The organism is Allobosea sp. ASV33 (assembly GCF_016428755.1).
Lineage (GTDB): Bacteria > Pseudomonadota > Alphaproteobacteria > Rhizobiales > Beijerinckiaceae > Allobosea.
This window is the reverse complement of record NZ_JAELTI010000019.1, coordinates 49,247-63,933: the sequence shown is the minus strand read 5'-3', so window position 1 is coordinate 63,933 and position 14,687 is coordinate 49,247. Positions and strand designations below refer to the sequence as shown.

17 protein-coding genes are annotated in these 14,687 nt (G+C 66.1%); 9 read left to right on the top strand and 8 right to left on the bottom strand.

Features of this window, described 5'->3' with window-relative positions; all coding sequences use genetic code 11:
- The 3 genes from JHD80_RS08725 to folE all read right to left on the bottom strand — a co-directional run.
- On the bottom strand, positions 1-459 hold a 459-nt coding region (locus tag JHD80_RS08725; protein ID WP_248311446.1), incomplete at its 3' end, for a patatin-like phospholipase family protein.
- A 366-nt stretch (positions 460-825) separates the two neighbouring features.
- Complete coding sequence (gene hisI, locus JHD80_RS08720; RefSeq protein WP_199086103.1) at positions 826-1,233, bottom strand: phosphoribosyl-AMP cyclohydrolase; 408 nt, start codon at positions 1,231-1,233, stop codon at positions 826-828.
- Between the two features lie 170 nt (positions 1,234-1,403).
- A complete protein-coding gene (folE, locus tag JHD80_RS08715) occupies positions 1,404-2,048 on the bottom strand; it encodes a GTP cyclohydrolase I FolE (protein ID WP_199086101.1) in 645 nt (214 codons plus the stop codon).
- 185 nt (positions 2,049-2,233) lie between these two features.
- Between folE and JHD80_RS08710 the strand changes: the two genes are divergently transcribed.
- A complete protein-coding gene (locus tag JHD80_RS08710; protein ID WP_199086099.1) occupies positions 2,234-2,680 on the top strand; it encodes an iron-sulfur cluster assembly scaffold protein in 447 nt (148 codons plus the stop codon).
- On the opposite strand, the gene JHD80_RS08705 is transcribed toward JHD80_RS08710, so the two are convergent.
- Entirely contained in the window at positions 2,681-3,427 is a 747-nt protein-coding gene (locus JHD80_RS08705) for a phosphatase PAP2 family protein (RefSeq protein WP_199086097.1), read from the bottom strand. It lies immediately after the preceding gene.
- Between the two features lie 101 nt (positions 3,428-3,528).
- Between JHD80_RS08705 and yidD the strand changes: the two genes are divergently transcribed.
- The 6 genes from yidD (at position 3,529) to JHD80_RS08675 (ending at position 10,443) form a co-directional block, all read left to right on the top strand.
- Entirely contained in the window at positions 3,529-3,876 is a 348-nt protein-coding gene (yidD, locus tag JHD80_RS08700; RefSeq protein WP_199086117.1) for a membrane protein insertion efficiency factor YidD, read from the top strand.
- A gap of 65 nt (positions 3,877-3,941) precedes the next feature.
- Positions 3,942-5,939: a threonine--tRNA ligase gene (gene thrS, locus JHD80_RS08695; RefSeq protein ID WP_199086095.1), complete on the top strand. Its 1,998-nt coding sequence runs from the start codon at positions 3,942-3,944 to the stop codon at positions 5,937-5,939.
- Between the two features lie 202 nt (positions 5,940-6,141).
- Positions 6,142-7,431: a DUF2157 domain-containing protein gene (locus JHD80_RS08690; protein ID WP_199086093.1), complete on the top strand. Its 1,290-nt coding sequence runs from the start codon at positions 6,142-6,144 to the stop codon at positions 7,429-7,431.
- Positions 7,431-8,048, top strand: a complete 618-nt coding sequence (locus JHD80_RS08685) for a GDYXXLXY domain-containing protein (RefSeq protein ID WP_199086091.1) — start codon at positions 7,431-7,433, stop codon at positions 8,046-8,048. Before JHD80_RS08690 ends, JHD80_RS08685 begins: the two co-directional genes overlap by 1 nt.
- Positions 8,049-8,470: 422 nt before the next feature.
- A complete protein-coding gene (locus JHD80_RS08680; protein ID WP_199086089.1) occupies positions 8,471-9,697 on the top strand; it encodes an OpgC family protein in 1,227 nt (408 codons plus the stop codon).
- A gap of 23 nt (positions 9,698-9,720) precedes the next feature.
- On the top strand, positions 9,721-10,443 hold the full coding sequence (locus tag JHD80_RS08675) for an SGNH/GDSL hydrolase family protein (RefSeq protein ID WP_199086087.1): 723 nt from the start codon (positions 9,721-9,723) through the stop codon (positions 10,441-10,443).
- Positions 10,444-10,552: 109 nt separating this feature from the next.
- Here the strand turns inward: JHD80_RS08675 and JHD80_RS08670 are convergent, their stop codons facing one another.
- Positions 10,553-11,416, bottom strand: coding sequence for a hypothetical protein (locus tag JHD80_RS08670; protein WP_248311445.1), 864 nt, complete (start codon positions 11,414-11,416; stop codon positions 10,553-10,555).
- Positions 11,417-11,573: 157 nt separating this feature from the next.
- Between JHD80_RS08670 and JHD80_RS08665 the strand changes: the two genes are divergently transcribed.
- Together JHD80_RS08665 and JHD80_RS08660 are read left to right on the top strand one after the other, a co-directional pair.
- Complete coding sequence (locus tag JHD80_RS08665) at positions 11,574-12,143, top strand: nitroreductase family protein (RefSeq protein WP_199086070.1); 570 nt, start codon at positions 11,574-11,576, stop codon at positions 12,141-12,143.
- A gap of 4 nt (positions 12,144-12,147) precedes the next feature.
- Complete coding sequence (locus JHD80_RS08660) at positions 12,148-12,753, top strand: flavin reductase family protein (protein ID WP_199086068.1); 606 nt, start codon at positions 12,148-12,150, stop codon at positions 12,751-12,753.
- Positions 12,754-12,887: 134 nt separating this feature from the next.
- Here JHD80_RS08660 and JHD80_RS08655 read toward each other — a convergent pair whose 3' ends face one another.
- From JHD80_RS08655 to JHD80_RS08645, 3 genes are read right to left on the bottom strand one after another with little or no spacing between them, the layout of a single operon-like run.
- Positions 12,888-13,100, bottom strand: coding sequence for a heavy-metal-associated domain-containing protein (locus tag JHD80_RS08655; RefSeq protein ID WP_199086066.1), 213 nt, complete (start codon positions 13,098-13,100; stop codon positions 12,888-12,890).
- A gap of 19 nt (positions 13,101-13,119) precedes the next feature.
- The gene (locus tag JHD80_RS08650) at positions 13,120-13,998 is read right to left on the bottom strand and encodes an HpcH/HpaI aldolase/citrate lyase family protein (protein WP_199086064.1); all 879 of its coding nucleotides are present in this window, start codon (positions 13,996-13,998) and stop codon (positions 13,120-13,122) included.
- A gap of 5 nt (positions 13,999-14,003) precedes the next feature.
- Positions 14,004-14,501 (bottom strand): MaoC family dehydratase, encoded by a 498-nt coding sequence (locus JHD80_RS08645; RefSeq protein ID WP_199086062.1) that lies wholly within the window; start codon positions 14,499-14,501, stop codon positions 14,004-14,006.
- Between the last annotated feature and the right edge of the window lie 186 nt (positions 14,502-14,687).

Genomic DNA, 14,687 nt, shown 5'->3' with positions numbered 1-14,687 from the left:
GCCCGGCAGCGCGTAGGAGGCGGTCAGCGCCTCGACCAGCGGGCCATGGGTCAGCCAGATCTCGTGGCCGAAGCCGAGCTCGGTCGCCACGGCGACGAAGCGGTGGTTGAGATCCTCGATTCGAAGGCCGTTCAGATGCTGCTCGAGCAGGCGCTTCAGGCGCCCACCGGAGATCAGCCCCGCGCCGCCGATGTGGAAATCCATCAGGCCGACGATGCGGCGCTTGGTCATGCTGGTGGCGAATTCACTGAGCTCGGGCAGCTTGCCTGCGGCCAGGCAGCCGCCGACCACGGCGCCGATCGAGGTTCCGGCGATGACATCGGGCGCGAAGCCGGCCTCGACCAGCACTTCCAGCGCGCCGATATGGGCCCAGCCGCGCGCTGCTCCCCCGCCGAGCGCGAGGCCGATCTTCGGCCTGACCAGGCCCGGCTGGCCCTGGAACGGGCGCATCTCATTCATTGCGGCACCACCTCCGCCGAGACCAAAGGCTCGCCGCGCGACACCATCCCACCGCATGGGCTCGTCCCTCCATGGACTAGGAGGGTCTCAGAAGCCGATGAGCGAAAGATGAACGGCGAGCCTTCGGCGATTATCGCCTGTCTTTGACGAATCCGTGAAGGCATGCCGGCGGCATCGCCGATGTGCATGGGGTTCAGAGGCGGTCCTAGAACCGTGCCCTCATGCTGACGAGGCCAGCAGGGACGTCTCGAAGGATGTTCCAGCTGTTTCCGGAGCCTCCCGAAGCAGCCTTCGAGACGCCGTTCCTCACGAAACGGCTCCTCAGGAAGAGGGTTCGCGGAATTTCCAGGCGGGTTCTCCACTCCGTCAATCGCAGAGGATGAGCGGTTTCTCCGCCTCGCCCCGCAGGGGCTGGACGCGGTAGAAGCAGGAGCAGCGCCCGGTATGGCAGCAGCCGCCGTCGCCGCCGACCTTCACCTTGATCCAGAGCGCATCCTGGTCGCAATCGATCCGCATCTCGACGATGGTCTGGATCTGGCCGGAGGTCGCGCCCTTGTGCCAGAGCTCCTGGCGCGAGCGCGACCAGTACCAGGCCTCACCGGTCTCGATCGAGCGCTTGAGCGCCTCGGCGTTCATATGGGCGACCATCAGCACCGCGCCGCTATCGGCCTCCGTCGCGACGACGGTGACGAGACCATTCGCGTCGAAGCGGGGGCTCAGCGCCGTACCCTCCTCGAGAGCGTGCTTGTCGGGCGCGGCAGGGAAGAAGGACATGGAGGCTCCGTCGGGGAGATCGTTCTGCAGCGCGACCCTGCCGTCATTCTCGGGCGAAGCGAAGCGCAGACCCGAGAATCTCTAGCCGGAAAAGGTTGCTTTCTCGTCCTGAGATGCTCGGGTCAAGCCCGAGCATGACGGCATTGATGGGATGCGGTCGGCCGGAGGAGTTACAGCCCCGGCGACTTCACCATCGTGAAGAAGCGGACCTGCTCGGCCGGATCGTCCCGGAAGACGCCGCGATATTGCGTCGTCATCGTCGAGGAGCCCTGCTTCTGCACGCCGCGCATCGACATGCACATATGCTCGGCCTCGACGAGGATGGCGATGCCGCGGGGTTCCAAGACCTCTTCGATCACGTCGGCGATCTGGGCCGTCATGGTCTCCTGCGTCTGCAGGCGGCGGGCATAGACATCGACGATGCGGGCGAGCTTCGACAGGCCGACAACGCCCTTCGACGGGTAGTAGCCGATATGCGCCTTGCCGACGAAGGGCACCATGTGGTGCTCGCAATGCGAATAGAACGGGATGTCGCGGACGAGGACCATATCGCGATAGCCCTCGACCTCCTCGAAGACACGGTCGAGGATATGGTGCGGATCCTCGGCATAGCCCTTGTAGAATTCCTTGTAGGCCTTCGCGACGCGACGCGGCGTGTCGGCGAGGCCCTCGCGCGACGGGTCGTCGCCCGCCCAGAGCAAGAGTGTGCGGACAGCGGCTTCCGCCTCTTCCTGCGTCGGCGTGCGGACCAGAAACTTGTCGGCGGAGGGGCCGATGGCCCCCTCGACGGACAAGGACTTAACCACAGGGATCATGTGGTGCCTCCCGTTGGGACGATGAAGCCTCGCGAGCTGCCCCTCAAAGGCTGCAACTCCCGAGGCCGGAACGACAAGTCTGATACCTCGCGGCGGGAGAGGCATTCAGGCTCTCCCATCATACGACGATCGACCCTATATTGGATCTGCGTGCCGGTCATTCCAGACCGGCGAGAGATCGAACCATGCTGGACGACGTCTACAACAAGCGCATCCTCTCGCTTGCCGCCAACATCCCCCTGCTGCAGCGCCTGCCTTCGCCCGATGCCACGGCGCGCGCGCATTCGAAACTATGCGGCTCGACCGTGACAGTCGATGTCACCATGGAGGGCGATGTCGTCACCGGCTTCGGCCACGAGGTGAAGGCCTGCGCGCTCGGGCAGGCTTCGTCCTCGATCATGGCGCGCCATGTCGTCGGCTCGACGGCGGCGGAATTGCGGGAGGTGCGCGAGCAGGCGCGCGCCATCCTGAAGGACCATGCCGAGCCGCCCGAGGGCAAATGGGCGGATCTCGGCGTGCTCGTGCCGGTGCGCGACTTCAAGGCGCGGCACGCCTCGACGATGCTGACCTTCGACGCGGTTGTCGATGCGATCGACCAGATCGAGGCGAAGCGGCGCGAGGCCGCCGCCTGATCACTTCGCGCCGAAGGCGACCTTGATCTCGGGAATCGTCTCGTCGAAGCGGGACTTGAAGGCGCGTTCGGCCAGCAGGGCCTTGGCGACGGCGCGCCCGACCTTGTCGCCTGCGGCGATGTCGCTCGGGAAGTGGAAGCCGCAGACGAGGCGGCTCTCGTCATAGCTCTTCACGCGCTCTTCGAGCTTGTCGCTCATCTCGGGAACGGCCGCCTTCAGCAGTTCCGCATAGAGCGCCGCCGTTGCCGCATGGGCGGACGGGAAGGAAGTGCCTTCCGGACGGGCGCCGGGGCAGGGCTTGACGCGGACCTTCGCCCAGAGCTGGAACGGGCGCTGGCGGCTGGTCAGGCGGTGGACGCTCTTCAGGAGGATACCGAGCTCGACCTGCGCCTCGCGGAAGAGCAGCCGCACCTCGCGATGGGTGCCGTCGACATAGCGCGTGTCCATGCCGTTGAGAAAGTTCACGAGACCCTGGCGCTGGTCGGCGATCGCCAGCTTCTCGCGCTCGGGCGTCCGGTTGAGCGTGATCTGCTGCACCTGTTCGAACTCGGCCTTGGCCTCGGGGCTGTTCTGCGCGGGCGGCAGGCCGATGATATGGGCGATGTCGAGCTTGGCGCCGTCGAGCCAGAGCAGGTAAGGCCGCTGCTGGGCGGATGCCGGCGTGGCGAGGCCGAGACCGAGCGCGAGCCCGGCACCGAGAAGGGCCTGGCGAATGAGGGCTTGGCGAAAGCGAGCGGCGCGCATCATGTGTCCGGTATCGAGCAAGGGAAGCGGTTCTGATTGTGGCTGAACGAAACGAAGCAGACGATCTATTCCAGCGTCTCTTTGTTAAGCAAAGATTTTCGCTGTTGCGAAGCGTCGCGCTTTTCCCGCGCAAGGCCGCACATTTCGCAATCCGCGGTTATCAACTGAGCCTGTCGATGCTGGTCGGGCGGCATTGCCGGCATTGGCCGAGCTGCTCGGCCTATACCGACGAGGCGATCCTGCGCTACGGGCTGTGGCGCGGCGGCTGGGTCGGCTTCGCCCGTATCTGCCGCTGCAATCCATGGGGCACGAGCGGCGTCGACATCGTCTGCGAGGCATTGCCGCCCGCGGCGAGGTGGTATAGGCCATGGTCCTATGGCCGCTGGCGCGGGACAAACGTGCCGGCGGCTTTCGATTCCGACGCCGAACCGACTGCGGGCGACGGGACGTAACCCTCACATTCGCAGCCGGTCTGACTTACGGGGTCCGTATCCCCGAGTGAGCAGGAGCACGATCGATGACGATCTCCCTGACATTTCCCGATGGCGCCAAGCGCGAGTTCCCCTCCGGCATTGCCGGAGTCGAGATCGCCAAGGGCATTTCCCCCTCTCTGCTGAAGCGCACGGTCGCGATGGCGCTCGACGGCACCGTCGTCGACCTCGCCGACCCGATCACAGCGGATGCCAAGATCGAGCTCCTTAACCGCGAAGACCCGCGCGCTCTGGAACTGATCCGGCACGACACCGCCCACGTCCTCGCCGAGGCCGTGCAGGAACTGTTTCCGGGCACGCAGGTCACGATCGGCCCGGTGATCGAGAACGGGTTCTTCTACGATTTCGCCCGCAACGAGCCCTTCACGCCGGAGGACTTCCCGGCGATCGAGAAGAAGATGCGCGAGATCATCGCGCGCGACAAACCCTTCACCAAGGAAGTCTGGAGCCGCGACAAGGCCAAGGATTTCTTCGCCGCCAAAGGCGAGGCCTACAAGGTCGAGCTGGTCGATGCGATCCCCGCCGACCAGACGCTGAAGATGTATGCGCAGGGCGACTGGATCGATCTCTGCCGCGGCCCGCACATGACCTCGGTCGGCAAGGTCGGCAACGCCTTCAAGCTGATGAAGACGGCGGGCGCTTATTGGCGCGGCGACTCGAACAACGCGATGCTGACCCGCATCTACGGCACCGCCTTCGCCAAGCAGGAAGAGCTCGACGCCTATCTCAAGCAGATCGAGGAGGCGGAGAAGCGCGACCACCGCAAGCTCGGCCGGGAGATGGACCTGTTCCACTTCCAGGAGGAGGGGCCGGGCGTCGTGTTCTGGCACTCCAAGGGCTGGCGGCTGTTCCAGGAGATCATCGCCTATATGCGCCGGCGCCTCGCTGCCGACTATGAGGAGGTGAACGCGCCGCAGATCCTCGACAAGTCGCTCTGGGAGACCTCGGGCCACTGGGGCTGGTACCAGGACAACATGTTCGCGGTGAAGTCGGCCGCGGCGTTCGAGAATCCCGCCGATGCCGAGCGCGACCACCGCGTCTTCGCGCTTAAACCCATGAACTGCCCGGGCCATGTCCAGATCTTCAAGCATGGGCTGAAGAGCTATCGCGATCTGCCGATCCGGCTCGCCGAATTCGGCAATGTCCATCGCTACGAGCCCTCGGGCGCGCTGCACGGGCTGATGCGCGTGCGCGGTTTCACGCAGGACGACGCGCATATCTTCTGCACGGAGGAGCAGCTTGCGGCCGAGTGCCTCAAGATCAACGATCTCATCCTGTCGGTCTACGAGGATTTCGGCTTCACCGACGACCTCGTCATCAAGCTATCGACACGGCCCGAGAAGCGCGTCGGCTCCGATGCGGTCTGGGACCATGCCGAGCAGGTCATGACCAGTGTGCTGGAGAAGATCGCGGCCCAGTCCGGCAACCGGATCAAGACCGAGATCAATCCGGGCGAGGGCGCCTTCTACGGGCCGAAATTCGAGTATGTCCTGCGCGACGCCATCGGCCGCGACTGGCAATGCGGCACGACGCAGGTCGACTTCAACCTGCCGGAGCGGTTCGGCGCCTTCTATATCGGCGCCGATGGCGAGAAGAAGCAGCCGGTCATGGTCCACCGTGCCATCTGCGGCTCGCTGGAGCGCTTCACCGGCATCCTGATCGAGCACCATGCCGGGCATTTCCCGCTCTGGCTGGCGCCCGAGCAGATCGTGGTCTGCCCGATCACCTCGGAGGCGGACGCCTATGCCGAGGAGGTGACGATGGCCCTGATGGGTGCCGGCCTGCGTGCGCGAGCCGATCTGCGCAACGAGAAGATCTCGTACAAGGTGCGCGAGCACTCGCTGGCGAAGGTGCCTGTCATCCTGGCCGTCGGCAAGCGCGAGGCCGAGGAGAAGACCGTGACGGTCCGCCGCCTCGGCAGCCATGCGCAGACGGTGATGACGCTGGCCGAGGCGCTTGCGGCGCTGGGCGAGGAGGCACTGGCGCCTGATCTCGCGCGCCGCAAGGCCGTGAAGGCGGGCTGATCTAGTCCGCAACAATCGTCATTCCGGGGCGCGCCAAAGGCGCGAGCCCGGAACCCACGACCGGGCGAGCCGCTCGTAACAGAGCGTTGGATGTTTCACCCAGTCGTGGGTTCCGGGTTCTTCGCTGCGCGAAGCCCCGGAATGACAACGCTGTTTGCGTTCCCCTAGCGAATCCTCCCTCCGCCATGCCAGATTGCCGGCGATGCTGACCGGTTCCTATCGCAAGCGGCTCGAAGCCGATCTTCCCCGCTGGGTCGCCGAGGGCTGGCTCAGCGCCGAGAATGCGACGGCCATCAGGCGCTCGGTCGCGCGCGAGCAGGGCGGCGTCCGCCTCCCGGCGCTGCTTGGCCTGCTCGGCGGCCTGCTGATCGCGGCGAGCGTCGCGGCCTTCGTCGCGGCCGGGTGGGAGGATATCCCGCGCCTCGTCAAGCTCGGCATGATCCTCGCGACGATCGCCATCTGCATCGCCTATGCCTTCCGGCTGGAGCGACAGGGCTCGCCGCGCGGTGCCGACGCGGCCGTGACCTGTGGCGTGCTGATCTTCGGGGCGGGGCTCGCGCTGGTTGGCCAGATGTATCATCTTCCCGCCGACTGGCCGGGCGGGGCTCTGCTGGTCGCGCTCGGCGGCTTGATCGCCGCCTTCCTGATGCGCTCGAACGGCGCGCTGGCGATCGCGCTGATCGCGATCTGCGCCTGGAGCGGCGGGCGCTGGGAGGAGGCGCGCAGCGGCGCCCATCTCGGCTTCTTCATCCTCTACCTGCCGGCTCTGTGGCTCTCGCTGTCGCGCGACAACCGGCTGGTCCATCACCTCGTTGTGCTCGCAGCCGCTGCCTGGCTCGCGATGGCGCCGGGCTATGGCCTGTTCGACCGCTTCGATTACGGGTTGCTGGCCTATGGGCTGGCGCTCGCCGTGTTCTATGTGGCGCTGGGCGCGCTGGCGCTCGACCGGGGCCTGCCTTCCGTGCTGACTGCCTGCCTGCCCTGGGGCTTGCTCGGGCTGGTGCTGGTGCTGAACACGGAATTGATCCGCATCCTCGACCGCGACGAGGCGCGAGCCGGCCATGCCTTCCGCTTCGTCGTCCTGGCCTATGCCGTCGCTATTCCCGTCGTCATATGCTTGGCAGGGCTTGCTCGCGAGCGGCGTTTTGCCTGGCCGTTGGCGGCGGGGCTTGCCTTCGCATTGCTGGTGCCTGCCGTCTTCTGGACCGGCATCGTCACCGCCATGGCCGGCAAGATCATCGTCGCGAGCCTGGTGCTTTTGGCCGCGACGGCGCTGGTCGTCGCGGGAGCCGCCGGCGGCATCCGGCGGTTGGTGCTGGCGGGCTCGGTCCTGTTCGGCGTCGCGATCCTGATCCTGCTCTGGCAGACGATCGGCACGCTGCTCGACCAGTCGCTGTTCTTCCTTGTCGCGGGCGCTGCGCTGCTGGCCATCGCCTCCGGAGCGCGCCGCCTCTTCGCCCGCCTCAACCCGCCTGAGAAGGAAGCCGCCTGATGCGCGCGCTTTCGGCCGATAGCCTCGTCGCCAAGGTCCCGCTGGTCTGGCGAGCGCTGGCAACAGCGCTTTTGCTGATGCTCGTCCTGCTCGCGCTCGTCGAGCAACGGGCGCGCATCCTCAGAGGCGGCACCGAAATCCGCCTGAAGACGGTTCCGATCGATCCGCGCGATCTCTTCCGCGGCGATTACGTGATCTTGGCCTACCCGATCAGCACGGTGGAAACCGACGCCGCCGGCAAGACGGATTTCGAGCGTGGCGAGCGGGTCTATGTCACTCTCGGCCGGGACGAGCAGGGATTCGCAAAAGCGATGGGCGTCACGCGCGATTGGCCAAAGGTCGGCGATGGCGTGGTCGTGATCGCCGGCCGGGTGACCTCGACCTCGACTTGCGCCACCAATGCGGACGGGGCCTTCGATTGCAGCGGCCGGCGCAATCGCCTGCGCGTCGCCTATGGGCTCGAAAGCTATTTCGTGCCGCAAGGCGAGGGCCGGGCGATCGAGATGACGGACAAGGCCCGGATCGAGGTGGTAGCCGCCGTTTCGTCCTCGGGAGAGGCCGCGATCAAGCGCCTGCTGATCGACGGCAAGCCAGTCTATGCCGAGCCGCCGTACTAAAGCGTACCGCTCGTTCGCGCTGCCTCGATACGATCTCTTGAAAGCGCGAGTCGTCCCGGACGCAGCGAAGCGGAGATCCGGGATCCATGCCTGAACCTTCATCGGAAGCGCTCCGGCATGGATTCCGGGTCAAGCCCGGGATGACCCGCTTATTTTCCTTGAACGTCAGCTTCCGACGAGACGCTCGGCATCACATTGCCGTGTCGGCGCCGCTTCGTCTCACCCCTGCCGCAAAGCCGCTCATGATCCGCCACACGCGCTTGTGACAACGCGCCGCGTGACGCGAATCCCCGGGAGTTATATGAACGGCAGATGAACGGGATCGACAACCTCCGTTCATCTTGAGAGCTGCTCGCCGGGAACCCGTATCGGCTGCCGGCGTTGCGATCCTGACCCTGGTCTGCTGAAGGACTGCCGTTCCTATGTCCTCCCATTCCTCCTTCAGGCGCTTTCTGCTCCTCGGCCGGCCGGCCGTGGACGCAGTGCTGGCCGCGCCGGGACGGGATGCGCGGATCGACGTCATCCGCGGCCTCGCCCTGCTGATCATCTTCATCAATCACATGCCGGGGAACGTGGTTTCGGCCTATATGCCGCATAATTACGGCTTCTCGGACGCGGCCGATATCTTCGTGCTGCTGGCCGGCGTCTCGGCGACGCTCGCTTATGGCGGTCTTATCGAGCAGCGCGGTTTTCCGGTTGCGGCGCTGAAGCTGGGCGGGCGTCTCTGGACCCTGTACATCGCCCATCTCGCGGTCTTCATCATCGTCTGCGGCGTCGTCGCCACGGCGGTGACGCGGACGCAGAATCCGCTCTATATCGAGGCGATCAACATCCAGCCCTTCTTCCGCGACACCGTGGAAGCATTGATCGGCGCGCTGACCCTGACGTACCAGCCGTCCTATCTCGACATCCTGCCGCTCTATATCGTGCTGCTGGCGCTGTTCCCGGCGATCTACTATGCGGCGCGCCTGAGCCCGCTGCTGACGCTCGGTTGCTCGCTGGCGATCTGGCAGGCGGCGCTCGCTTTCGAGCTCAACCTGCCCAATGGCAGCGCGGGCGTGTGGTTCTTCAATCCCTTCGCCTGGCAGGTCGTCTTCACCCTCGGCATCGTCATCGGCCGGGCGGCGCAGCTCGGCATCCGTGCGCCGCGCCTAGTCTGGCTCGATCTTGCGGCGGTTGCCTTCATCGTCTTCGCCTGGGTGGTCAAGGTCTCCAGCGGCAATCCGACCGGCATCGCGGCGCTGAACGACTGGTTCGATTCCGTGCAGCTCGGCTCGGACAAGACCAACCTTGCCTGGACGCGCCTCCTGCATATCGGCGCGTTGGCCTGGCTTGCGATCCGCTGGCTGCCGTCTGGAACCGCGCTGGCCAAGGCCTTGCCGGGTCGTATCCTTGCCAGCGCCGGACAGAATTCGCTCCACGTGTTCTGCGCCGGAATCGTGCTCTCGATCAGCGGACAGATCGTGCTGGCGGAAACTTCCTTCGATCTGGGCGTTCAGTTGCTGATATGCACGGCTGGCGTTACAATTCTGGCAGGGTTAGGGATTTTCCTGTCGTGGTACCGTTCGATCACGAAACGCGGCGCAAGCGCCGAGTCTGCCCCGGCCCGTGGCGCACAGCTACCGCGGCCTTCCTTCTCCTCGCGCTGAATTCCGGATCGCGCGCGGCCCCGATGCCGCCGCCGCCCGATGTCCGCTGCCGCGCGGAAGCCGTAAAAACGGCCTTCCAGCCCAATCTGCCGGCGGCGCGCAAAGCGCTTCAGGAGACCGGACGCCTGACCGTGGTGGCGCTCGGCTCCTCGGCAACGGCCGGCTCCGGCGCGAGCGCCGAGGACAAGAGCTACCCGGCCGTGCTGCAGGCAGAACTCAGCCGGCGCCTGCCGGGGGCGGAGGTCAAGGTTCTCAACAAGGGCGTCGGCGGACAGTCGGCCTATGACATGCTGCTGCGCATGCAGGCCGACGTCATCGACGAGAAGCCGGCGATCGTGATCTGGCAGACCGTCATCAACGATGCCGTCCGCGATATCGGCGAAGACAAGCTCGCCAAGATCCTGCGCAAGGGCGTGGGCAAGGCCCGCGCCGCCGGGATCGAGATGATCCTGATGGACCTGCCCTGGCTGCCGCGCGAGGGGCGCTATCCGCATTACGACGATTATCGCGCTGTTCTGGTCAAGACGGCGCAGGACCAGGGCATCTCGCTGTTCCCGCGCTATGCGATGATGAAGGGCTGGTCGAACTCACGCCAGTTCACGCCGGAGGAACTCGTCGGGATGGACGGCTTGCATCTCGTCGATGCCGGCTATCGCTGCCTGGCGCTGCGCCTCGCCGACGGCATCGTCGCCGGGATTGGGCCGGTCAAGATCGAGGCGTCGGCGGGCGTGAAGCCGACGAACTGAGGCTGGGCGTCATTCTCGAGCGGAGCGAAGCGCAGACCCGAGAATCTCGGGACCAGAGACCGCTGGTTTCCAAAGATGCCCGGGTCAAGCCCGGGCATGACGATGGGGCCTACTTCGCCAAAACCTCGATATCGCGGTCGCTGCCCGACTCGACCTTGAAATCGCGCGAGTAGACCTGACCCTCCTGCCGGGCGATCAGGACGTAGTCGCCTTCCGCCAGGATGACCTGCGGGAAGGCGCCGATCGCCTCGCGGATGACGTCGCCGCCCGGCGTCAGCACGCTGAAGGCGGTGCCGGCGAAGGCTTCGCCGCCGGCATTGGCGACGAGCTTCAGCGTGACCTTGGCAGCGCGGTGATGCAGCGTCGCGTCCGTGACCTTGCCGGTCTCGACCTTCACGTCGGCGCGCTGGATCGCGTTGGAATCGCCATAGGTCGAGACGACGTGATAAGTGCCCTCCGGCAAGCGAATGACCTCGCCCGCCTTGGCGCCGCTGGTGATCAAGCGACCTTCGGAATTGCCCTGCAGCGGCACGAAGACCGAGAAGGAGAGCAGGGGCGCTGGAATCGGTGCGTCGCCGATAGAGCCTGCCAGCGAGAGCGCGCCGGCGCTGATCTGGACCTGGTCGCGCAGGCCCTGCTGGCCGAGGCTGACGCGCTTGGTGCCGCTGGCGAAGCCGTAGCCGGCATGGACGATGTAGTTGCCCGGAGGAAGCGAGAAGGCCGGTTCGGGTTCGGAGGAGCGCGCGACTATCTTGGGAGAGCTGCCGTCTGCGGTTTCGCTGAGCACGCGCCAGTTCAAGCCGGAGCGGATCGGCTTGCGGTCGGCGGCGAACTGGGCGGAGACGGACAGGCGCGCCAACCCGTTCGGCGCGACCGGCTGGCCCTGCAGGGGCGCGGGAGCCGGAGCATCGGCGCCGGGGCCGGGATCGGCAGTCTGGGCGCCGGCGAGGCTGGGCGCGAGCAAGACGGCCATGGCGAACGCGGCTGCGACCAGGCGGCGAGCTTTAAACCCCTCCAATTCAAGCATGCTTTTCGTCCTCGGCGGTTCTGCGGCGATGTATGAGCAGCTCCGCTTGTCCTCATCATGGCGAAGGAATAGGTCAATTCCCAAGCCATAGTCAGGATGTTTCATGACCGATACGCTCTCTCTGCTCAAGCTGCGTCGCTCCGTGCCGCCGCAGTTCCTCACGGCGCCCGGCCCCGACGGCGCCCAGCTCGACGAGTTGCTCGCCATCGCTGCGCGCGTGCCGGATCATGGCAAGCTCGCGCCCTGGCGCTTCATCGTCTTCAAGGGCGCAGCCCGCGAGGAGGCGGCGGACATCGTCGCGCGCGTCTTCCGCGAGAAGAATCCGCAGGCCAGCGACGATCAGGTCGAATTCGAGCGCAAGCGCCTGCTGCACGCGCCGGTGATCGTCGCCGTGGTCTCGCGGGCGCGCCAGCACGCCAAGATCCCGCTCTGGGAGCAGGAGCTTTCGGCCGGCGCGGTCTGCATGAACATGCTCGTCGCCGCCTATGCCATGGGCTATGCCGGCTCCTGGCTGACCAACTGGTTCTCGTTCGATCGGGAGGTCCTGAGCGCGTTCGGGCTGGCCGAGGACGAACGGATGGCCGGCTTCGTGCATCTGGGCACGCCGACCGCGCCGATCACCGATCGCGACCGGCCGGTGATGGCCGATATCGTCAGCTATTACGGGGCCTGATCCGATGATCTATTCGGCCACGCAAGACGATCTCGGCTTCGCGCATGATCCATTCAAGGCGATCGTCGCGCCGCGGCCGATCGGCTGGATCACGGCGCTGAGCGCCAAGGGCGAGGTCAATCTCTCGCCCTACAGCTTCTTCAACGCGATCTCGTCGCGGCCGAACATCGTGATGTTCTCCTCGGAGAACAAGAAGGACGCGGTCGCCTTCATCGAGGAGACCGGCGAGTTCACCTGTTCGCTGGTGACCAAGGCGCTGGCGCATCCGATGAACCTGACCTCGGCGCCGCTGCCGCGGGGCGAGAGCGAGTATCCGCATGCGGGGCTGGAAATGGCGCCGTCGCGCTTCGTCAAGCCGCCGCGCGTCACCGGCACGCCGGCCGCGCTCGAATGCAAGCTGCTCTCGATCCAGCAATTGCACGATCTCGACGGTCAGGCAGTGCCGCGCTGGATGGTGCTGGGGCAAGTCGTCGGCACCTTCATCGACGACGCCTTCGTCAAGGATGGGCGCTTCGACACGGCCGGCGCCAACCCGATCGCGCGCTGCGGCTATGCCGACTATGCCGAGGTGACGAGCCTGTTCTCGATCACGCGTCCGGCCGGCGGTTAGGGCCGCATCGCACAGGCGTCCTTCTCGGGCGGAGCGTAGCGTAGACCCGAAAATCTCAAGACGGATAGGCGCCGGAGCCCCTTTCGGCAGGAGATGCTCGGGTCAAGCCCGAGCATGACGCCCTATGAGCAGCGTCAGCCCTGCGCCAGCGGCTTGGCGCTGTATTCCCCGAATTCCGACAGCGCCTTGTTGATCGTCTCCGTGTCGAGCTTTGCGCCCTCCGGCAAGGTCAAGCGCGGCGGATCGAGCGTCACGGTCGCGCCGGGAGCGAGCGCCGTCGCGGCGCGCTGGACGCGCGAGGCGCAGCCGCCGCAATGCATCCCTGAAACCTCGAAAACCTGAGTCATTCGAATCGCCTCCGGCGGTTCATTCAGCCAGTCTGCGAGCCCGTGCGACGAGCCGCTGTGCCTTGATCAGATGGGGACGATCCAGCATTTCGCCATCGAGCCCGATGACGCCGGCGCCGGGATTGGCCTCGAACAACGCGATGATCTGCTCCGCTTTGGCCAAGGCCGCCGGCGAGGGTGCGAAGATCTCGTTGATGACGGGGACCTGCGCCGGGTGGATCGCCATCTTGCCGGTGAAGCCGTCGCGGCGCGATGCGAGGCATTCGGCGCGGAAGCCGGCATCGTCGCGGAAATTGGTGAAGACGGTGTCGATCGCATCGACCTGCGCCGCCGTCGCCGCGAAGAGCGTCAGCGCGCGGGCGAGGCGATAGGGATCGGCATAGGAGCCGTCCTCGAGCCGGTTGGTCTCGGCGCCGAGATCGGCCGAGAGGTCTTCTGCGCCCCAGGTCAGCGCCATCAGGCGATGCGAGGAGCGGCTGTAGCTGCCGAGCCCGAAGATGGCCTTGCCGGTCTCGGTGCCGATCGGGAGGATGCGTGTGGTTCCGTCCGGCAGGTCGCATTCGGCCTCGCGCACCGCGATCTTGGCGGCGAGGTGTCCGACATCGGTGCCGCCCTCCGATTTCGGCAGCATGATCGCATCCGGCGCACCGGGCATGACCGCGTCGAGATCGGCGTCGCTCATGCCGGTCGACAACGCGTTGATGCGCACGATCAGGAGCGGGCGCTTTTGCAGGGCGCGGGCGGATTCGAGGAAGGCGCGGGTGATCTCGCGCGCCTGCGGCTTGCTGTCGAGCGCGACGGAATCCTCAAGGTCCAGGATCAGCGCATCGGCGCCGCTTTCCAAGCCTTTCTGCTGCTTCTTCGGGCTGTCGCCCGGCACGAACAGGAGCGAGCGCATCGGCGTCAGACCGCGACCGTGGCGGGGGCCGGGCGCTTACGCATGAAGGCCTGGCGGCGGCATTGGGCGACCAGCGTCCCGTCCTGCTTATAGGCCTTGTGCACGAACTCGACGATGCCGGCATCGGGCCGCGAGCGCGACTCGCGCTTGGCGGCGATCTCGGTGGTGCAATTCACCGTGTCGCCCTCGAAGAGCGGGGCGGGAAAGAGGACATCGGTCATGCCGAGATTGCCGATGGTGGTACCGACCGTGGTGTCGTTGACGGAAATGCCGATCATCAGGCCGAGCGTGAACAGCGAGTTCATCAGCGGCTTGCCCCATTCGGTCTCGGTCGCGCAGAAATGCGCATCGATATGAAGGGGTTGCGGGTTCAGCGTCATGTTGGAGAACAGCATGTTGTCCATCTGCGTGACGGTGCGGGTCAGGCCGTGCTCGATGACCGCGCCGACCTGGAAATCCTCGAAATAGATCCCGCCACGCTTGTGACGCACCACATCCGCCATAGACGCCTCCGCCTTCTTCACGCCGGCCGCTGAGCCGGAACCAGAAGTCGTAGAGTGACCTCCGCCGGGAGGGAAGCGGAAAGCGCGGAGGCCTCCCGGACGGGGCCGATCTTAACGGTTCGCTTACCATAATGGAGCAATTTTCGACGGTGCCCTCGCAATGCGCGCGGGCCGCCGCCGAAGGTC